Source organism: Microbacterium sp. USHLN186 (assembly GCF_037145155.1).
Taxonomy (GTDB): domain Bacteria; phylum Actinomycetota; class Actinomycetes; order Actinomycetales; family Microbacteriaceae; genus Microbacterium.
Genome location: NZ_JBBCYA010000002.1, coordinates 610,085 through 628,960, shown reverse-complemented (window position 1 = coordinate 628,960; position 18,876 = coordinate 610,085). Strand labels below are relative to the sequence as shown.

14 protein-coding genes are annotated in these 18,876 nt (G+C 71.0%); 9 read left to right on the top strand and 5 right to left on the bottom strand.

The window, feature by feature from the left end; translation table 11 throughout:
• Positions 1–115: 115 nt before the first annotated feature.
• On the top strand, positions 116–1,609 hold the full coding sequence (locus WFG93_RS07040) for a hypothetical protein (RefSeq protein WP_336645597.1): 1,494 nt from the start codon (positions 116–118) through the stop codon (positions 1,607–1,609).
• Positions 1,610–1,613: 4 nt separating this feature from the next.
• Here the strand turns inward: WFG93_RS07040 and sucB are convergent, their stop codons facing one another.
• The 3 genes from sucB to WFG93_RS07025 form a co-directional block, all read right to left on the bottom strand.
• A complete protein-coding gene (gene sucB, locus WFG93_RS07035) occupies positions 1,614–3,416 on the bottom strand; it encodes a 2-oxoglutarate dehydrogenase, E2 component, dihydrolipoamide succinyltransferase (protein WP_336645596.1) in 1,803 nt (600 codons plus the stop codon).
• Between the two features lie 71 nt (positions 3,417–3,487).
• Positions 3,488–4,861: a dihydrolipoyl dehydrogenase gene (gene lpdA, locus WFG93_RS07030; protein WP_336645595.1), complete on the bottom strand. Its 1,374-nt coding sequence runs from the start codon at positions 4,859–4,861 to the stop codon at positions 3,488–3,490.
• A complete protein-coding gene (locus WFG93_RS07025) occupies positions 4,861–6,339 on the bottom strand; it encodes a leucyl aminopeptidase (RefSeq protein WP_336645594.1) in 1,479 nt (492 codons plus the stop codon). The genes lpdA and WFG93_RS07025 overlap by 1 nt, the downstream gene beginning before the upstream one ends.
• 83 nt (positions 6,340–6,422) lie before the next feature.
• On the opposite strand from WFG93_RS07025, the gene WFG93_RS07020 reads away from it, so the two are divergent.
• The 6 genes from WFG93_RS07020 (at position 6,423) to WFG93_RS06995 (ending at position 12,634) form a co-directional block, all read left to right on the top strand.
• Positions 6,423–7,349, top strand: a complete 927-nt coding sequence (locus tag WFG93_RS07020) for a proteasome assembly chaperone family protein (RefSeq protein WP_336645593.1) — start codon at positions 6,423–6,425, stop codon at positions 7,347–7,349.
• Positions 7,350–7,510: 161 nt separating this feature from the next.
• Positions 7,511–8,797: an RNA polymerase sigma factor gene (locus tag WFG93_RS07015; RefSeq protein WP_336645592.1), complete on the top strand. Its 1,287-nt coding sequence runs from the start codon at positions 7,511–7,513 to the stop codon at positions 8,795–8,797.
• The gene (locus tag WFG93_RS07010) at positions 8,797–10,113 is read left to right on the top strand and encodes a MurT ligase domain-containing protein (RefSeq protein WP_336645591.1); all 1,317 of its coding nucleotides are present in this window, start codon (positions 8,797–8,799) and stop codon (positions 10,111–10,113) included. Before WFG93_RS07015 ends, WFG93_RS07010 begins: the two co-directional genes overlap by 1 nt.
• On the top strand, positions 10,110–10,862 hold the full coding sequence (locus WFG93_RS07005; RefSeq protein WP_336645590.1) for a glutamine amidotransferase: 753 nt from the start codon (positions 10,110–10,112) through the stop codon (positions 10,860–10,862). The genes WFG93_RS07010 and WFG93_RS07005 overlap by 4 nt, the downstream gene beginning before the upstream one ends.
• 27 nt (positions 10,863–10,889) lie before the next feature.
• Positions 10,890–11,603, top strand: a complete 714-nt coding sequence (locus WFG93_RS07000) for an alanine racemase C-terminal domain-containing protein (RefSeq protein WP_336645589.1) — start codon at positions 10,890–10,892, stop codon at positions 11,601–11,603.
• On the top strand, positions 11,600–12,634 hold the full coding sequence (locus tag WFG93_RS06995) for an alanine racemase (RefSeq protein WP_336645588.1): 1,035 nt from the start codon (positions 11,600–11,602) through the stop codon (positions 12,632–12,634). The genes WFG93_RS07000 and WFG93_RS06995 overlap by 4 nt, the downstream gene beginning before the upstream one ends.
• Before the next feature lie 6 nt (positions 12,635–12,640).
• Here WFG93_RS06995 and WFG93_RS06990 read toward each other — a convergent pair whose 3' ends face one another.
• Positions 12,641–12,850: a DUF7455 domain-containing protein gene (locus tag WFG93_RS06990; RefSeq protein ID WP_336645587.1), complete on the bottom strand. Its 210-nt coding sequence runs from the start codon at positions 12,848–12,850 to the stop codon at positions 12,641–12,643.
• A 174-nt stretch (positions 12,851–13,024) separates the two neighbouring features.
• Here WFG93_RS06990 and WFG93_RS06985 point away from each other — a divergent pair, with 174 nt between their 5' ends.
• Positions 13,025–15,133, top strand: coding sequence for a DNA gyrase/topoisomerase IV subunit B (locus tag WFG93_RS06985; RefSeq protein WP_336645586.1), 2,109 nt, complete (start codon positions 13,025–13,027; stop codon positions 15,131–15,133).
• 86 nt (positions 15,134–15,219) lie between these two features.
• Here WFG93_RS06985 and WFG93_RS06980 read toward each other — a convergent pair whose 3' ends face one another.
• On the bottom strand, positions 15,220–17,658 hold the full coding sequence (locus WFG93_RS06980; protein WP_336645585.1) for a DNA gyrase/topoisomerase IV subunit A: 2,439 nt from the start codon (positions 17,656–17,658) through the stop codon (positions 15,220–15,222).
• A gap of 83 nt (positions 17,659–17,741) precedes the next feature.
• Between WFG93_RS06980 and WFG93_RS06975 the strand changes: the two genes are divergently transcribed.
• Positions 17,742–18,866 carry an alkaline phosphatase family protein gene (locus WFG93_RS06975; protein WP_336645584.1) on the top strand — a complete coding sequence of 375 codons (1,125 nt, stop codon included), beginning with the start codon at positions 17,742–17,744 and terminating at the stop codon, positions 18,864–18,866.
• Positions 18,867–18,876 lie beyond the last annotated feature (10 nt).

Below are 18,876 nucleotides of genomic sequence, written 5' to 3'. Positions count from 1 at the left end.
TCCGCCGGATGCCGCGGTCACGGCTCTTCCTGCACGGCTGCGAACGCGGCGCGGGTTGTCCACAATCCGGCGCCGGACGGGTTCGCGTGCTCGTCTCTCGCGGTGAGATGAACGGATGGACGACACGGCAGTGCTGGTGCCCGGCGCGCACCGCGGCATCCGGCTGGTCGACGCCCGTGAATCCGCCGTCCCCGGCGAGCTCATCACCGACGGGGACGCGCTGCGAGTGCGGGTGGACGCCGCAGCGGTGCCGGACGCGCTCTGGCGCTTTGCGGGCGCGGAGCACGTCGCGGGCGTCTGCGACGTGGTGCGTCGACGCGACGGGCACGACGCGCTGCTGCCCTGGTGCACGGAGCGGGTCGAGGTCTTCCTCGGGAAGCGCATGGCTGCCGACGCTGCGCTGGCCCCGGGGGAGACGGTGACGCTCGTGGGCAGCCTGCTGCGCGGAGTGGTGGAGGTGGGCGAGGATCAGGCGACGGGGCAGTGGTGGCTGACCGACGAGATGCGACCGGTGTTCGTCCCGGGGGAGGGCGCCGCGTGCGAGGTGGCAGCGCGGGCTGTGGTGGGGCGACTGCGTGACTCCTGCGCGGACCGGGCGCTGCAGCGCACCCTGGCCGAGATCGATGCGGGGCTGGCGGACCGCCGAGTGGTCGCCGGCCGGGCGGACGGCTGGGAGCGCGAGCTCACCGAGCTCGCGTCGCCCAGGGCACTGCGGCGGGAAGCGCAGCTCGACGGCCCCGCTGCCATGCGTCCGCGGCGTGCCCGCGAGCTCTCCATGGCCGTTCCGGCGGCAGCGGGACCTGTCAGCGACACCGGGCTGCCGGTGACAGAGCGGCGAGGCGCGGTGCAGGGCCGGATGCTCGAGGGTGTGCGGCTCGTGATCCGGTCGGCAGGGGATGCGGCTCGCGGATCGCTGGCGGTGCTGCGCGGATCGCTGCAGGGCGTGCTGCCTGCCGCGCGTGCGCGCATCGCCCGCGGTGTGGACATCCACCCAGGGCTGCATGAACGCACCGGGGCTCCGGCGGGAGGGCGGCGGAGGCGCGGAAGAGCCGCGTCGACGCAGCAGCGGTCGCCGCGGCGACGGATGCTGCTGGTCGGCGCCGCCGTCGCGGGCCTCGTGCTCGCCGGGGGGATGCTGTGGCCGGAGTCGGATGCCGGCTCGGCGGCGAATGGCGCCCGCGCAGCGGACGCGCAGCGGCCTGCCGCTGATGACGACGAACGCGGGGCCGAGGCGGGGACGGCGGATGCTGGCGCCGGGACGGCGGCGCCGGTCGACGCGGGATCGTCCGCGGGCGGCGCGCCGGCCGATCGCCTGGAGCAGCAGGGCGCGGCGCTGCTGGAGCGCATCGCGTCGTGCACGGCCGACGGCGATCAGAACTGTGCGGCGGCGATCGCGGCAGGGTCGGCATCGCTCGTGCAGGAGCGGCTGCGGGGCGCGGCGGGGTCGCGCGCCGTCACGCTGGTCGACGACTACGGCGATGTCGCCGTGCTGCGTTTGGGTGCCTCCGGCGATCGCGGGGAGCAGATGCTCGTGCTCGTGGGGCAGGAAGACGGATGGCTGGTCCGCGACGTATACGACGTCGCAGACCAGCCATCCGGTCAGGGCTGAGTGCTCAGATCCCCAGGTTCGCGCCGAACTCGGCAGCCTCCAGGCGGGCCTTGATCGCGCCGAGGAAGCGGGCGGCATCCGCACCGTCGATCGTGCGGTGGTCGTACGAGATCGCGAGGTACACGTACGAGCGCACGGCGATGGCATCCACACCGTCGACCGTCACGACCCCGGGCCGCTTGAACACCACGCCGGTGCCCAGGATCGCCGACTGCGGCAGGAACACCAGGGGGGTGTCGAACAGCGCGCCGCGTGAACCGGTGTTGGTCACCGTGAACGTGCCGCCGGCCAGCTCGTCGGGCTTGAGCTTGTTGTCGCGGGTGCGTGCGGCGAGATCGGCGATCTCCTGCGCGAGCTGGGCGATGTTCTTCGTCCCCGCGTCGCGCACGACCGGCGTGAGCAGGCCGCGCTCGGTGTCCACGGCGATGGAGATGTTCTCCGACGCCGGGTAGACGATCGAGTCGCCATCCACGGTCGAGTTGATGATCGGGAAGGCCTGCAGCGCCTCTGCAGCGGCGAGCGTGAAGAACGGCAGGAACGAGAGCTTCGCGCCGGTCTTCTGGTTGAACTCGTCCTTCTTCGCCGAGCGGAAGGCCGCCAGCTTGGTGACATCCACCTCGACGAACGTCGTCAGCTGCGCGGTCTGCTGCATCGACGCCACCGCGCGCTCCGCGACGACCTTGCGCAGACGCGACATCTTCTGGGTGGTGCCACGCAGCGGCGACACCTCCAGGGGCGCGGCTGTCGGGGCCGGGGCGGCCGCGGCCGGAGCCTGCGACTTCGACTCGGCGGCCTTGAGCACGTCCTCCTTGCGGATGCGTCCACCGACGCCGGTGCCCTTGACCGTCGACAGGTCGATGCCCTGCTGGCCGGCCAGACGACGCACGAGCGGCGTCACGTAGAGCGAGTCCGACTCGCTCTCGTCCTGTGCCGGTGCCTGCTGCTGTGCCGGTGCCTGCTGCTGGGCCGGTGCCTGCTGCTGGGCCGGCGCCTGCTGCTGGGCCGGTGCCTGCTGCTGCGGGGCGGGAGTCTGCTGCTGCTGCGGTGCCGGAGCCTGCTGCTGCTGAGCCGGAGCCTGCTGCTGCTGAGCCGGAGCCTGCTGCTGGGCGGGTGCCTGCTGCTGTGCCGGAGCCTCCTGCGCTGCGGGTGCGCCCGAGCCGATGCGGGCGAGCACAGCGCCCACCTCGACCGTCTCGTCCTCTCCCGCGAGGATCTCCTGCAGCGTGCCGGCGACCGGCGACGGGATCTCGGTGTCCACCTTGTCGGTGGAGATCTCCAGCAGGGCCTCGTCGACCGCGACGTCATCGCCGACCTGCTTCAGCCAGCGGGTGACGGTGCCCTCGGTGACGCTCTCACCCAGCTCGGGCAGCACCACGTCGGTCGCGTCGCTCGCTGCGGCCGGGGCCGCAGCGCCGGACTGGTCGGCCGCCTGCTCTGCCTCGACCTCGTTCTCGGGCGGGGACGCCGGCGACTGCGCGGTGGCCGCGTCGCTGCTCTGCGCGTCGGACGACTGAGGCTGCTCGGCGGGAGCCTGGTCGGAGGGCTGCGAATCGCCGCCGCCGGCGTTGCTTCCGTCGCCGATGCGCGCGAGGAGCGCGCCCACCTCGACGGTCTCATCCTCGGCGACGAGGATCTCCTCGATGACGCCGCTCACGGGGGAGGGGATCTCGGTGTCCACCTTGTCGGTCGAGATCTCCAGCAGGCCCTCATCGGCCTGCACGGTGTCGCCGACCTGCTTCAGCCAGCGAGTGACCGTACCCTCGGTGACGCTCTCCCCGAGTGCGGGAAGGACCACGGCTGTGCTCATGACGAGTCTCCTTCAGAATTTGTGATGCCCCAAGCTTAGTGAACCGGGGGTGCTCGAATGTTGGTGCGTTCCTACAGTGCGTGCAGTGGTTTTCCGGCGAGTGCGAGGAAAGCCTCCCCGAGCGCTTCGCTCTGCGTGGGGTGGGCGTGCACGAGCGGCGCGATGTCCTCGGGGTGCGCCTCCCACGCCACAGCGAGCTGTCCCTCGGTGATCAGCTCTCCGACCCGATCGCCGAGCAGGTGCACGCCGAGGACGGGACCGTCCTTGCGGCGGACGACCTTGACCATCCCGCCGGTGCCGATGATCTCGCTCTTGCCGTTGCCGGCGAGGTTGTACTCGTACGACACCACCGCGTCCGCACCGTGCTGCGTGACGGCGGCCTCCTCGGTGATGCCGACCGACGCCACCTCGGGGCTGCAGTAGGTCACCCGCGGGATCTGCGCCTCCGGGACGGCGGGCACATCCATTCCCGCGATCCGCTCGGCGACGGCGATGCCCTGCAGGAATCCGCGGTGCGCGAGCTGCAGGCCGAAGACGATGTCGCCGACAGCCCACACTCCGGGCACTCCGGTGCGCAGCTGCTCGTCGACCTGCACGAATCCGCGCTCGAGGCGCACACCGGCCTCCTCCAGCCCCAGCCCCTGGGTGGCCGGACCGCGTCCGACCGCGACGAGCAGGTAGTCGGCGGTGAAGGTCTTGCCGTCCTCCAGCGTGACCGTCACCTCGCTGTCATCCTGCTCCGCCTTCTCGAAACGCGTGCCGAGGGAATAGGCGATGCCGCGACGGCGGAAGGCGCGTTCGAGGCCCTTGCTCAGCGTGATGTCCTCGTTGGGCACCAGGTGGGGCAGTGCCTCGATGATCGTGACGTCGACGCCGAATGAGCGCCAGACGCTCGCGAACTCCACGCCGATCACGCCGCCGCCGAGGATCACCACTCGAGAGGGGACCTCGTCCAGGGCGAGAGCCTGCTCGCTGGTGAGGATGCGACCGCCGATCTCCAGACCCGGCAGCGAGCGGCTGTACGAGCCGGTGGCCAGCACGACGTCGGCGCCGACGTAGCGGTCGTCGCCGACGCGCACCGAGCGGTCCGCCTCGAGGTGCCCCTCGCCGGCGATCGTGGTGATGCCACGCGCCTTGATCAGGCCCTCGAGGCCTTTGAACTTCTTCGCCACGATGCCCTCGCGGTAGGCGCGTACGCCCGCCGGGTCGATGCGCTCCAGCTGGGCGGAGACGCCCACCGAGGCGGCCGAGCGCACGTGATCGGCGACCTCTGCCGAGTGCAGCAGCGCCTTGGTGGGGATGCAGCCGCGGTGCAGGCAGGTGCCGCCGACCTTGTCCTTCTCGATCAGCGCGACCTTCCGGCCCAGCTCCGCGGCGCGCAGCGCGGCGGCGTAGCCGCCGCTGCCGCCGCCGAGCACCACCACGTCGAACTCGTGGGTAGCCATCAGGACTCCTCACCCGACGCGGCGGTGCAGGCGCGGGCGAACGCGATCAGCGAGCGCACGGTGGCGCCGGTCGGGCCCTTCTCGGTGAAACCGTACGGCGCGCCCTTGTGCTCGCCAGAGCCGGCGATGTCGAGGTGCACCCACGGGATGCGCGGAGCGTCTTCGGCATCCGACACCCGGCCGACGAAGCGCTGCAGGAACAGACCCGCGAACAGCGACCCGCCGGAGCGATCCGACATGTTCGCGTTGACCATGTCGGCGATGGGGGACTCCAGGCTCTCCTCCATGAACTCCGGCAGGGGCAGCGGCCACGCGTCCTCGCCGACTTCGCCGGCGGCCGCGAGATACTCCGCGACGGCCTCGTCCTGGCCCATCACGCCGGTGTGCCGCATGCCCAGCGCGACGATGATCGCCCCCGTGAGGGTCGCGACATCGATGATGACGTCCGGGTTCTCACGGCTCGCCGCGACGAGACCGTCGGCCATGACCAGTCGTCCCTCGGCGTCGGTGTTCAGCACCTCGACCGTCTGACCGTCGAGCATGCGCAGCACGTCCCCGGGACGGGTGGCGCGGCCAGACGGCATGTTGTCGGCGATGCACATCCACGCACTGACCCGCACCGGCAGCTGCAGGGCGGCGATCGCGCGGATGGTGGCGAGCACGGTCGCCGCTCCCGCCATGTCGAACTTCATCCCGACCATGCCGCTCGCGGGCTTCAGGGAGAGCCCGCCGGTGTCGAAGGTGATCCCCTTGCCGACCAGCGCGATGTGGCGGACGGCGTCCGCCGGTGCGTAGTCCAGGCGCACCAGGCGCGGCGGGCGGTCTGAGCCGCGCCCCACTCCGATGATGCCGCCGTAGCCCTGCTCCTCGAGCTGCTTCTCGTCGAGCACCTGCACGTCGATGGGCAGCTCCGACACGGCCTTGACCGCCTCGTCCGCCAGCTGCGCCGGGCTCTGCCACTCGGCGGGTGTCGTCACGAGGTCCTTCACCAGCGCCATGGCCTCCGCCACGGCGCGCGCGCCGCGCAGCGCATCCTCCGACAGCTCGGCGTGCAGCACGAGGGCGTCCGCACGAGCGGGCTTCTTCTCGGAGCGGTAGTCGTCGAAGCGGTAGCCGCCCAGAAGCGCCCCCTCGGCCGCGGCATCCGCGAACCGGTCGAGGTCGCCGGCGAAGCCGATGGCGAGCGTGCTGAAGCCGGTCAGGCTGCGCACACCGGTGGCGACGGCGTCACGGACAGCGGCGGCGTCCGGACGAGGTCCGGCGCTGACCACGGCGAGCGGCAGCGACGTCACTGTCGGCACGTGCACGCGGGTGAAGGCGGAGGGTGTTCCCTTGTACCCGATGCCTGCCAGGGTGTCGGCAAGACCCTCGAAACCGGCGAGTGCGTCGGTGGAGGGATCGGGGATGACGAGCACTGCGGCGTCTGCGGTGCCTCCGGGGAACGGATCGGTCGTGTGGGAGATCACGGGAAGCGTCATACCTTCCATCCTATGGAGGCGGTGTTCGCTGTGAGCGCCGAGCCGGGCACCCCTGGCGCAGGTGGGCCTCGTAGCATGGAGACATGCCCTCTCCCGCAGACCTCTACGAGTCGGTTCCCGGTGCGCCGGACGTGCCGACCGGCCTGCCGCTGGTCATCCTGCTGACCGGCTTCACCGACGCGGGCAGCGCGGTGGCCGGACTGATCGAGCACCTTCAGGCGACGACCGAACCGCGGGCGCTCATGACCTTCGACGACGACCTCCTGCTGGACTACCGCGCGCGTCGGCCGATCATGCTCTTCGATCAGGACCACCTCACCGAGTACCGGCCACCGCACCTCGAGCTCGCGGTCGCGCACGACGCGCTCGGACAGCAGTTCCTGCTGCTCTCCGGTTACGAGCCCGACTTCGCGTGGAATGCGTTCTCACGCGCGATCGTGGACCTCGTCGACGCGTTCCAGGTGTCGACAGTCACCTGGGTGCACTCGATCGCCATGCCGGTGCCGCACACCCGCCCGCTCGGCGTCACCGTCAGCGGCAACCGCCGCGATCTCACCGCCGTGCACTCGGTCTGGCGCCCGCGCACGCAGGTGCCGGCGACGGCCGCGCATCTGCTCGAGTACCGCCTCATCGAGCATGACGCGCGGGTCGCCGGCTTCGTGCTGCTCGTGCCGCACTACCTCGCCGACACCGATTACCCCGACACGGTCATCGCCGCCGCGGACAAGCTCATGGCCGGCACGGGCCTGGTGCTGCGGATGGACGAGGTGCACGCGCGCGGTGAGGACTTCCATGCGCGGGTCGCCGAGCAGGTGCAGGGCAGCGAGGAGCTGCTGCAGATGCTGCACAGTCTCGAGCAGCGCTACGACGCCTACATGGCCGGGCGCGACGAGGACGGCGACGACGGCGGCATCAACGAGCGCGATCTGCCCAGCGCCGACGAACTCGCCGCGGAGCTGGAGCGGTACCTCGCGACACGCCGCCCCGGCGACGACGACAAGCAGCGCTGACGGCGTCCGCGTGTCGGAAAGGGCGATCCTTGCGCTGGTGTGTGTGATAATGGAGGTTCGACCCGTTGTCAACAGTCATTCCACGCGGATGCCCTTGACAAGGGTCTTACTAGTGTCCGAAATGGCTCGGAGCGTGCGCACCGCTCCGTGAAAGGCGAAACGTGACTCCTGCCACGAGCAAGAACCCCCGGACGACGACGAAGACGAGCACCGCCGCCGCGGCCGAGGCGCCCGAGGTCGATGCGGCCGAGATCGCCGACGCGCCGGCGAAGAAGGCCGCCGCCAAGAAGGCTCCGGCCAAGAAGGCGCCGGCGAAGAAGGCCGCCGCCGGCACCAAGGCCGCGCCCGCCCGCCGGGCGAAGAAGAAGGACGACGAACCCGAGGCTCACGACGAGCCCGTCGATGTCGAGGACGCCGAGGAGGAGGAGGGCGACAAGAAGCCCGTCTTCACCGAGCCGCTGCCGACCGGCGCGATCGTGCTGACCTCCAAGGACGAGGACGACGTCCCCGTCTACTCCACGCAGATCACCGGCGCGACCGCGGATCCGGTCAAGGACTACCTGAAGCAGATCGGAAAGGTCGCGCTGCTGAACGCGGCCGAAGAGGTCGAGCTGGCGATGCGGATCGAGGCCGGTCTGTTCGCCGAGGAGAAGCTGTCGGCCATGTCGGCCGCCGAGAAGTCCAGTCAGCTGGGGCTCGACCTGCAGTGGGTCGCCCGCGACGGTCAGCGCGCGAAGAGCCACCTGCTCGGCGCCAACCTGCGCCTGGTCGTCTCGCTCGCGAAGCGGTACACCGGTCGCGGCATGCAGTTCCTGGACCTCATCCAGGAGGGCAACCTCGGTCTCATCCGCGCGGTCGAGAAGTTCGATTACACCAAGGGCTTCAAGTTCTCGACCTACGCCACCTGGTGGATCCGCCAGGCCATCACCCGCGCGATGGCCGACCAGGCGCGCACCATCCGCATCCCGGTGCACATGGTCGAGGTCATCAACAAGCTGGCCCGCGTGCAGCGTCAGATGCTGCAGGATCTGGGCCGCGAGCCCACGCCCGAGGAGCTCTCGCGCGAGCTCGACATGACGCCCGAGAAGGTCGTCGAGGTGCAGAAGTACGGCCGTGAGCCGATCTCGCTGCACACCCCGCTGGGCGAGGACGGCGACAGCGAGTTCGGTGACCTGATCGAGGACACCGAGGCGGTCGTGCCTGCCGATGCGGTCGGCTTCACCATGCTGCAGCGCCAGCTCGAGCAGCTGCTGGACTCGCTGTCCGAGCGCGAGGCCGGCGTGATCCGCATGCGCTTCGGACTCGGCGACGGCCAGCCCAAGACGCTCGACCAGATCGGCGACACGTTCGGGGTGACGCGCGAGCGCATCCGGCAGATCGAGTCGAAGACCATGGCCAAGCTGCGCCACCCGAGCCGGTCGCAGTCGCTGCGGGACTACCTCGAATGATGTCCAACGCACCCCAGGCGCGCTCAGCAGGCCTGCGGTACGTCTTCCCCGTGCTGGCGGGCAAGCTCGCGCGCTTCGCGACCCGTCTGCGCGGGGGAGGGTCCGCGTTCCCGGGCTATCTGACGAACCGGCTGGCGCCCACGCTGCTGCCCACCCTGGCCGACCAGTTCCCGTACGGCGTCGTCTTCGTGCTGGGCTCGAACGGCAAGACGACCACGACGCACATGATCAGCGAGGTGCTGCGTGCGCACGGGCTGAAGGTTTTCACCAACCCGACCGGCGCGAACCTGCCGCAGGGCGTGACCAGCGCGCTGCTGGCGGATGCCACACTCACCGGACGCATCCGCGCTGACGTCGCGGTGCTCGAGATCGACGAGGGCTTCGCCGCCGACCTCGCCGACCGGCTCTCGCCGTCGGTGATCCTGTCGCTGAACGTGCAGGTCGACCAGCTGTACCGCTTCTACGAGACCGAGCGTGTCGCGGACATGATGCTGGATGCCTCCCGACGCGCGTCCGCGCACGTCGTGATCAACCGCGACGACCCGTATCTGTCGAAGATCGACGTGGACGAGATGCGCGCTCCGGTCACCTTCTTCGGCGTGGCTCCCGAGATCGTCGCGGCATCCGCGCACGGCCTGGCCAACGCGGTCGACACGCGCAGCGGCACCGCCGGCATCCTCGAGCGCGACGCGTTCGCCGAGGTGCGCGCGGTGTCCGGACGTGACGTCGTCATCGCGGTCGGCGCGGCGGACGCCCGCATCACGCTGCCCGCCCGCGGCCTGCACTACGCCGCCGATGCGGCCGCCGCCCTTGCTGTGGCATCCGGCGTGCTCGGCGACCGCTTCGACACCGCCCGCGCGGCCACCGGGTTCGCCAGCATGGCCCCGGCCTACGGCCGCGGCGAGGTGATCCCGCTGCGCCGCGATCCGAACGGCGAGCAGGTCGAGTTCGTGATGTTCAAGAACGGCCCGAGCATCCAGATGAATCTCGACGCGCTGGACGACACGCCCGAGCGCGCCCTCATCGCCATCGACGAGGGCACCCCCGACGTCTCATGGCTCTACGACGTGGACTTCGCTGCGCTGCCCCGCGTCGACGTCGTCACCGGTGAGAAGGCGCACCAGCTGGCCCTCGCGCTGGCCTATGCCGGGGTCGAGATCGGCACGGTCGAACCGGACATGGAGAAGGCGGTGCAGATCATGCGCTCGTTCCCCCAGACCACGGCGGGGCGTCAGACCTGGTTCGTGAACTACGAGCTCATGATGATCGGCCGCCGCATCCTCGGCTACGGCGACCAGGAGGTGGCGCGCCGATGAACACGGTCCACATCGTCCAGCTGTACCCGGCCGAGCTCGGCATCACCGGCGATCGCGGCAACGTGCGCGCCGTCGAGCAGCGTCTCACCGCCCGCGGGGTCGAGCACCGCACGACGCGCGTGGCGCCGGGCGAGGCGACCCCCGACGACGCCGACATCGTCATCGTCGGCAACGGACCGCTCTCCGCACTGCGCGGCGTGCACGCCGATTTCCTCTCCCGCGCTGACGCGCTGCGCGCCCTCGTGGACGACGGCGCAGCGCTGTTCGCCGTGGGCGGGTCGGCGGAGCTGCTCGGTGCGCGCATCGAGCTGACCGACGGCGACAGGGTCGCCGGGGTCGGGATCCTGCCGTACCGTGTCGCGCGCACCCGTGACCGCCGCGTCGGCTACATCACCGTGGACACCCCGGATGCCAGGGTCGTGGGCTTCGAGGATCACGCGTCGGAGTGGACGCTCGACGATCCTGCAGACGCTTACGGAACGGTCATCGCCGGGCGCGGCAGCTATGCCCGCGGGGCGGGCCGTGGAGAGCTCGTGCGGCACCGCAACGCCATCGCCGGCAACGTGCAGGGCCCCGTCCTGCCGCTGAACCCTGCGCTGGCCGATGTGCTGGTGTCCGCCGTCGCGGACCGGCGCGGCCAGGCCGTGCCCGCGGCGCGTGCCGAGGAATTCGACGAGTACGCGCGCGGTGCCCGCGAGGCGATCGAGCGCGTCATCCACGACAAGGGCTTCAAGACGATCCAGCTCTGATCGGGACTGGCGGCGCGGAGGAGGCCCATGCAGAACGACGACCTGCTGTCCAGTGGTGCGGCGCCGCGCGTGCTCCTCTCGCGCGGTGCGCTCCTGCGTGCGACCGAAGCGCTGCCGGTTCGCGGCGCACGCGTCGATCTGCGTCATGACGGGTACGGCCACGGCGCGCTGGCGTGCGCGCGGATCCTCGCCGAGGCGGGGGTCCGCGAGGTCGTCGTCGACGATCACCGCCAGGCGGCTGCGCTGACCGCCGAGGGGATCGGCGCGCGCAGCAATGGCGCGGGTGACGTCGACCCGGCGATGCTGTTCGGCATCCCCTCGGATGCGGACCCGGCGCCCGCGACGGACCCCGTGATGAGCCTGCAGGGCCGGGTGCTCTCGACGAAGGTCCTTCGCGCGGGGGAGGCCGTCTCGTACGGGTACACGCACCGCGCGAGTGCGGACACGCGGGTCGCGCTGGTCACCGGCGGCTATGCGCAGGGGATCCTGCGCGCGCTGGGCAACCGGGTGCGGGTGCAGCTCGGGCAGCGGATGCTGCCGATCGTGGGAAGGATCGCGATGGACGTCTGCGTCATCGACCTCGAGGGGACCGACGTGGATGCCGGTGCGCCCGTCACCTACTTCGGCGGCGAGGGCGCCGCGCGCACCGCCCTCGCGGGCTGGGCGGGGGTCACCGGCCTCACCGCGCTCGAGATGGCTGTCGTCATCGGCCGGCACGGTCGCCAGGAGTGGGTCTCATGACCGATCCTGTGCTGGAGATCTCGCGCTCCGCGTTCGGCCGGAACATCGCAGCGGTGCGTGAGCGCATCGCGCCGTCCGAACTGCTCCTGGTGATGAAGGACGACGCGTACGGCTTCGGCGTCGAGTGGGCGGTGCCCCAGGCCGCGCAGGCCGGCGTGGCGTGGTTCGGCGGTTACGACATCGCGACGGCCCTGCGCATCCGCGCGCTCACCGACCGACGCGTGTACGCCTGGGCGACGTCGGGCACTGCCGAGATCGAGGCCGCGCTGTCGGCGGGCATCGACCTGGGCATCGGCTCACGCGCCTATCTGCGCGACGTGATCACGACGGCCGCCCGCATGGGCAGGACCGCACGCGTGCACCTGAAGATCGACACCGGTCTGCACCGCAACGGATTCCGCCCCGAGCAGTGGCCGGATGCCGTGCAGGAGGCGCTCGAGGCGGAGCGACAGGGCGCCCTTCAGGTGGTCGGGGTGTGGAGCCACCTCGCGGAGGCCAGCGACACCGAGGACGACGCGGCGCAGCGGGTGTTCCTCGACGCGGTGGCCCAGCTGCGGGCAGCCGGCGGGTCGCCCGAGGTGCTGCACCTCACCGCGTCGGCGGCGGCCTGGTGGCGACCCGAGCTGCGCGGCTCGCTCAGCCGCATCGGCGCGTTCTGCTACGGCATCCGCTCGGCCGACGGCCCCGCGCTCGACGGGCTCACCCTGATCGGGCGGCTGAGCGCGGAAGTGCTTTCGGTGGACGAGGGGGGCGTGCGCGTGGGGATCGGCGCCTTCCATGGCCTGCCCTCGATCCTCGCCGGCGCGGGGGTCGGCACGCCGGGCGGTCGCCGGCGCATCCTGTCCATCGCCGGCGCCGACATGCTCGTGGCGGCGTGGGACGGTGCGGCTGAGGGCCAGCGGGTCACCGTGTTCGGTCCGGGCGGGGACGGGGAGTCGGATGCGACCTCCCTCGCCGAGCGGATAGACACCGTCGGCGAGGAGATCATCACCCGGCTCACGCCCGCCGTACGGCGGGTCGTGTGCGATTGAGGGGCGTCAGGCCTCGATGAGACGCGCGGTCTCGTCGTGCCACGAGGTGGCGACGGCGCGCAGCTTCTCCTCGTACTTGCGTCCGTGGTGCGCGCAGAACAGCATCTCGGTGCCGTTGACCTCGGCGGCGATGTAGGCCTGCGCTCCGCAGGAGTCGCAGCGGTCCATTGCGGTGAGGCGGTACTCGTCGGTCTCGCGCTCTGTCGTGGCGTTCATCTCGGTGCCTCCTCAGCGGTCGGATCCCTTTGAGATCGTGCTCAATACAACCACGGCACGCTGGGATGCATGCCCGGATCGCGGCGTGTTTCGCTGTGCGCGTACGCGGGGCCGGGCGGGCCCCACGAGCGGGGAGTGTCGGCGTCGGGTCCGGCACTCGCGGAAATAGGATGGATGACTGTGACTGCCGAGTACTCCGCCCATCATCTGCAGGTCCTCGAGGGGCTCGAGGCCGTGCGCAAGCGACCCGGCATGTACATCGGCTCGAACGGCTCCCCTGGCCTCATGCACTGCCTCTGGGAGATCATCGACAATGCCGTGGACGAGGCGGTCGCCGGCAACGGCACGAAGATCGACATCACCCTGCACGACGACGGCAGCGTCGAGGTCGCCGACCGCGGCCGCGGTGTGCCCGTCGATGTGGAGCCGCGCACCGGCCTGACCGGTGTCGAGGTCGTCTACACGAAGCTGCACGCGGGCGGGAAGTTCGGCGGGGGCTCGTATGCGGCATCCGGCGGTCTGCACGGCGTCGGCGCCTCGGTCGTCAACGCGCTCTCGGAGCGACTGGACGTGGAGGTCGACCGCGGCGGGAAGACGTACGCGATGTCGTTCCACCGCGGCGAGCCGGGGAACTTCGACGACGACGGCGCGCCCCGACCGGATGCCCCGTTCACCCCGTTCGAGCAGCGCAGCGAGCTGCGCGTGATCGGCAAGGTCGCCAAGGGCGTCACCGGCACCCGCGTGCGCTACTGGGCCGACCGGCAGATCTTCACCAAGGACGCCGCGTTCCAGCTCGGCGAGCTGGAGACGCGCGCGCGGCAGACGGCCTTCCTCGTGCCGGGGCTCGAGATCGTGGTGCGCGATCAGCGCCCTACCGCCGAGGAGGACGCCGGTCCGGTCGAGACCTCGTATCGCTACGAGGGCGGCATCTCGGAGTTCGTGGACTTCCTCGCCGCTGACCCGCCCGTCACCGACACCTGGCGCATCCAAGGCAGCGGCTCGTTCACCGAGACCGTGCCCGTGCTGCAGCCGGACGGGCACATGAAGGCCACCGAGGTGCAGCGCGAGTGCGAGGTCGACATCGCGCTGCGCTGGGGCACCGGCTACGACACCACCGTCCGCTCGTTCGTGAACATCATCGCCACCCCCAAGGGCGGCACGCACCAGCAGGGTTTCGAGCAGGAGCTGCTGAAGACGCTGCGCGGCCAGGTCGAGCAGAACGCGCGCCGGCTGAAGGTCGGCAACGACAAGCTCGAGAAGGACGACGTGCTGGCCGGACTCACCGGCGTGCTGACGGTCACCGTGCCCGAGCCGCAGTTCGAGGGGCAGACCAAGGAGGTGCTCGGCACTCCTGCGGTGCGCACGATCGTCGCGCAGGTGGTGCGCAAGCAGCTCGCCGAGCGGTTCGCCTCGACGAAGCGCGACGACAAGAACCAGGCGTCGATGCTGCTCGACAAGATCGTCTCGGAGATGAAGGCCCGCGTCTCGGCGCGCGCGCACAAGGAGACGCAGCGGCGCAAGACCGCGCTCGAGTCGTCGTCGCTGCCCGCGAAGCTCGTCGACTGCCGATCGAAGGACTTCGAGCAGAGCGAGCTGTTCATCGTGGAGGGCGACTCCGCGCTGGGTACCGCACGTCATGCGCGCAACAGCGAGTTCCAGGCGCTGCTGCCCATCCGCGGCAAGATCCTCAACGTGCAGAAGGCGTCGGTCAGCGACATGCTCGGCAACGCGGAGTGCGCGGCGATCATCACCACCATCGGCGCCGGCTCCGGCCGCTCCTTCGATCTCAGCGGCGCGCGCTACGGCAAGGTGATCCTGATGAGCGACGCCGACGTCGACGGTGCGCACATCCGCACCCTGCTGCTCACCCTCTTCTTCCGCTACATGCGCCCCCTGGTCGAGGCCGGACGGGTGTTCTCGGCCGTGCCGCCGCTGCACCGGGTGATCGTGATGAACCCCGGCTCGAAGCCCAACGAGACGATCTACACATACTCCGAGGGCGAGCTGCACGCGCTGCTCGCGAAGCTGCAGAAGGCCGGCAAGCGCTGGCAGGACCCCATCCAGCGGTACAAGGGCCTGGGTGAGATGGATGCCGATCAGCTGGCTAACACGACCATGGAGAAGTCCGGCCGGCTGCTGCGGCGGGTGACGATCGAGGACGCCGAGTCGGCGGATGCCGCGGTGCGCACCTTCGAGCTGCTGATGGGCAGCGAGGTCGCTCCGCGCCGCGAGTTCATCATGACCTCCAGCGACCGGCTCAGCCGCGAGGCGATCGACGCCTGACCCGGCTCCTGAGCTTGTCGGAGGCCTGAGCCCTTGGAAGTGGCTCCCTGAGCTCGTCGAATTGGCTCCCTGAGCATGTCGAAGGGTCAGCCGATCGCCGTGCCGATCGAGTCGATCGCGGCGTCCAGCGGCTGGCCCGACCCGTCGCGCTTGGCTCCTGTCGCGGGCAGGGCGCGCACGGCGCCGTCGGCGGCGACCGGGCGCGGATCGGCGCCCACCCAGGCCAGCGTCAGGCGGTTCTCGCCCTTGAGGAAGGCGTGCGCGCGCACGCCTCCGGTGGCCCGGCCCTTGGCGGGGAACTCGGCGAACGCCGAGACCTTCGCGCGTCCGGCATCCGCTCCGGGCAGCACGGCATCCGAGCCGGAGACCGTGACCGCGACCGCCTCATCGGGGGAGGAGACGACCGTGAACGAGATCACCTCTGCAGCGGCGCTCACCTTCATGCCGGCCATGCCGCCGGCCGGTGCCCCCTGAGGGCGCACGCTCGCGGCGGGGAAGTGCAGCAGCTGCGCGTCGGAGGTGACGAACACCAGCGCGGCGCCGTCCGGCGCGGGGGCTGCCCCCACGACGCGGTCCTTCGGCTTCAGGCCGATGATGTCCAGCTCCGCTCGCGCCGCCAGCGTCGAGGGCACCACGCGCTTGACGATGCCGTCCTTCGTGCCGAGCGCGAGCGGGGTGTCATCGTCGAAGCGGATGAGCGCCAGGACGCGTTCTGTGCGGTCGGTGAGCCCGAGGTAGTCGGAGATGCGCACGCCCGCGCCCAGTCCGACCGAGGAGGCCGGGACGGCGGGGATGTCCACGGGGGTGAAGCGCAGCACGCGGCCGGCGCTGGTGACAGCGCCGATCTCGCTGCGCGTCGTGGTCTCGATCCGCGCCTGGATGGCGTCGTGCTTGCTGCGACGCGCGGGTGTGACGATCACCGCGCCCGGTTCCAGGTCTACGCGCACGGCGCGCCCGGTCGTGGACAGCAGCAGCGTCGTGGGCGCATCCGCGATCTGCAGCTCGGCGGCGGATTTCGTGCTGCGCGTCTTCGGGGGAGCGGCGTTGAGCAGCAGGGTGCGCCGGTGCGTGCCGAACTGCTCGGCGACGGCGTCGAGCTCGCGCGCGACCTGCGCGCGCACCAGGCCCGGCTCGGCCAGCAGCGTCTCGAGTTCGGCGATCTCGGCCAGCAGCTTGTCGCGCTCGGTCTCGAGCTCGAGGCGCGAGAACTTCGTCAGCCGGCGCAGGCGCAGCTCGAGGATGTACTCGGCCTGCACCTCGTCGAGGTCGAACACCTGCTGCAGCCGCGCGCGTGCGGTCTCCGAGTCGTCGGAGGAGCGGATGACCTGGATGACCTCGTCGATGTCGAGGATCGCGACGAGAAGTCCGCGCACCAGGTGCAGACGCTCGTTGCGTCGCGCCAGGCGGTAGCGGCTGCGCCGGGTGACGACGTCGATGCGGTGCTGCAGGTACACCCGCAGCAGCTCCTTGAGGCCGAGGGTGCGCGGCTGGCCGTCGACGAGCGCCACGTTGTTGATCGAGAACGAGTCCTCCAGCGGCGTGAAACGGAACAGCTGCTCGAGCACGGCAGCGGGGTCGAAGCCGGTCTTGACCGTGAAGACCAGCCGCAGGCCGTTCTTGCGATCGGTCAGGTCCTGCACATCGCTGATGCCCTGCAGCTTCTTCGCGCCGACGGCGTCCTTGACCTTCTCGATGACGCGCTCGGGGCCGACCTGATACGGCAGCTCGGTGACGACGATGCCGGTCTTGCGCGGCCCGAGCGGCTCGATGCACGTCTTCGCGCGAAGCTTGAACGCCCCGCGCCCGCTCTCGTACGCCTCCGTGACGCCGTCCAGGCCCATCAGGATGCCGCCGGAGGGGAAGTCCGGACCGGGCACGAACTCCATCAGCTCGGCGGTGGTGGCATCCGGATTCTCGAGCAGATGCGTCGCCGCCGCGACCACCTCGATGAGGTTGTGCGGCGCCATGTTCGTCGCCATGCCGACCGCGATGCCGCTGGCGCCGTTGACGAGCAGGTTGGGGAACGCCGCCGAGAGCACCGCCGGCTGCTGGAACTGCCCGTCGTAGTTGGGAACGAAGTCCACGACGTCCTCGTCGAGGCTCTCGGTCATGGCCAGGGCGGATGCCGCCAGACGCGCCTCGGTGTAGCGCGACGCGGCGGGGCCGTCATCGAGCGAGCCGAAGTTGCCGTGCCCGTCGACCAGCGGCACCCGCAGCGCGAAGTCCTGCGCGAGGCGCACCAGGGCGTCGTAGATCGCGGAATCGCCGTGCGGATGCAGCTTGCCCATCACCTCGCCGACCACGCGGGCGCTCTTGACGTGACCGCGATCCGGTCGCAGGCCCATCTCCGCCATCTGGTAGAGGATGCGGCGCTGCACGGGCTTGAGCCCGTCGCGCGCGTCGGGGAGGGCGCGCGAGTAGATGACCGAATACGCGTACTCGAGGAACGAGCCCTGCATCTCCTGAGACAGATCGATGTCCTGGATGCGCTCCTGGACGGGCTCGGATGACGAGGGCTTTGGCATGGACTTCCTGCTGGTCGCTCGGGCGGGACTCGCGACAGCGCTCGGGCGCGGTGCGTCGGGCCACCTGTGCGAGACTGACCCGGATGCCTCTCATCCTACCGACCGGCCTCGACTCCACTCGGAACATCACCGGGGTGGCGGCGCAGCTGCTGGGCGCCCTGCGTGGCGGCGCTGTCGAACTGCCGACCGCCCGCTCGGCCGTGCTCGTCGTCGTCGACGGTCTGGGGGCGCTTGCGCTGCGCGGCCACGCCGGGCACGCACGCACCCTCGCCGCGGCGATGGCGAAGAAGGACGTCGCCGGCTCGGTGTTCCCCACCACCACGGCTGCGGCGCTGACCAGCATGCTGACCGGCGTGGCCCCCGGTGCGCACGGGCTCGTGGGCTACCGCGTGCGCGATCCGCGCCGCGACGTGCTGGCGAACGTGCTCAGCGGCTGGGAGTCGGACGGGATCGACCCGCTGGACTGGCAGACCGCGCCGACGGTGTTCGAGCAGGCGGCCGCTCTCGGGGATGCCGCCTTCGCGGTCGGCATCGCCGAGCACGCGGGCAGCGGCTTCTCGCGGGCGACGCTGCGCGGGGCCGATTTCCGCTCCGCGGCCACCGCTGCCGAGCGCGTGGAGCTGGCCTGGGAGCTCGCCGACGCGCACGACGGCGCTCTGGTGTACTGCTATCTGCCGGAGGTCGACAAGGCCGGTCACCGCCACGGCATCGATTCCGCGCAGTGGGTCAGCGCGCTGGAGAACGTCGACGCCGCGCTGTCGCGGCGGGTGCCGGACGGGGTGGGTGTCGTGGTGACGGCCGATCACGGGATGGTGGATGTGCCGCACCACCGCCAGCTCGTGCTCGAGGCCGCGGACGGCTGGCACGACGGCGTCCGGCACATCGGCGGCGAGCCGCGGATGCTGCACGTGTACGCCGAGCCGGATGCCGACCACGCCGCGCTGCTGGCCCGATGGCGTCGCGACCTCGACGGGCATGCGGATGTGGTCAGCCGCGCCGAGGCGATCGATGCGGGCCTGTTCGGGCCGGTGGCGGACGCGGTGCGCGCGCGCATCGGCGACCTGCTGGTCATCGCGCGAGGAACGACCGCGCTCTACGACGCCGAGGCCGAGGACCAGCGCGGACGGGGCATGATCGGCCAGCACGGTGCGCTGACCGCGGAGGAGTGGCGGGTGCCCTTCATCCGGTTGGGCGTGTTCGCGCACTGACGAGCGGCGC

What these genes read in the sequence shown, in the direction of transcription:
- WFG93_RS07040 (WP_336645597.1), top strand. Translation starts at nt 116, where the DNA reads ATGGACGACACGGCAGTGCTGGTGCCCGGCGCGCACCGCGGCATCCGG.
- WFG93_RS06975 (WP_336645584.1), top strand. Translation starts at nt 17,742, where the DNA reads ATGCCTCTCATCCTACCGACCGGCCTCGACTCCACTCGGAACATCACC.
- WFG93_RS07020 (WP_336645593.1), top strand. Translation starts at nt 6,423, where the DNA reads ATGCCCTCTCCCGCAGACCTCTACGAGTCGGTTCCCGGTGCGCCGGAC.
- WFG93_RS07010 (WP_336645591.1), top strand. Translation starts at nt 8,797, where the DNA reads ATGTCCAACGCACCCCAGGCGCGCTCAGCAGGCCTGCGGTACGTCTTC.
- WFG93_RS06995 (WP_336645588.1), top strand. Translation starts at nt 11,600, where the DNA reads ATGACCGATCCTGTGCTGGAGATCTCGCGCTCCGCGTTCGGCCGGAAC.
- WFG93_RS07025 (WP_336645594.1), bottom strand. Translation starts at nt 6,339, where the DNA reads ATGACGCTTCCCGTGATCTCCCACACGACCGATCCGTTCCCCGGAGGC.
- WFG93_RS07005 (WP_336645590.1), top strand. Translation starts at nt 10,110, where the DNA reads ATGAACACGGTCCACATCGTCCAGCTGTACCCGGCCGAGCTCGGCATC.
- WFG93_RS06990 (WP_336645587.1), bottom strand. Translation starts at nt 12,850, where the DNA reads ATGAACGCCACGACAGAGCGCGAGACCGACGAGTACCGCCTCACCGCA.
- WFG93_RS06985 (WP_336645586.1), top strand. Translation starts at nt 13,025, where the DNA reads ATGACTGTGACTGCCGAGTACTCCGCCCATCATCTGCAGGTCCTCGAG.
- WFG93_RS07000 (WP_336645589.1), top strand. Translation starts at nt 10,890, where the DNA reads ATGCAGAACGACGACCTGCTGTCCAGTGGTGCGGCGCCGCGCGTGCTC.
- sucB (WP_336645596.1), bottom strand. Translation starts at nt 3,416, where the DNA reads ATGAGCACAGCCGTGGTCCTTCCCGCACTCGGGGAGAGCGTCACCGAG.
- WFG93_RS06980 (WP_336645585.1), bottom strand. Translation starts at nt 17,658, where the DNA reads ATGCCAAAGCCCTCGTCATCCGAGCCCGTCCAGGAGCGCATCCAGGAC.
- lpdA (WP_336645595.1), bottom strand. Translation starts at nt 4,861, where the DNA reads ATGGCTACCCACGAGTTCGACGTGGTGGTGCTCGGCGGCGGCAGCGGC.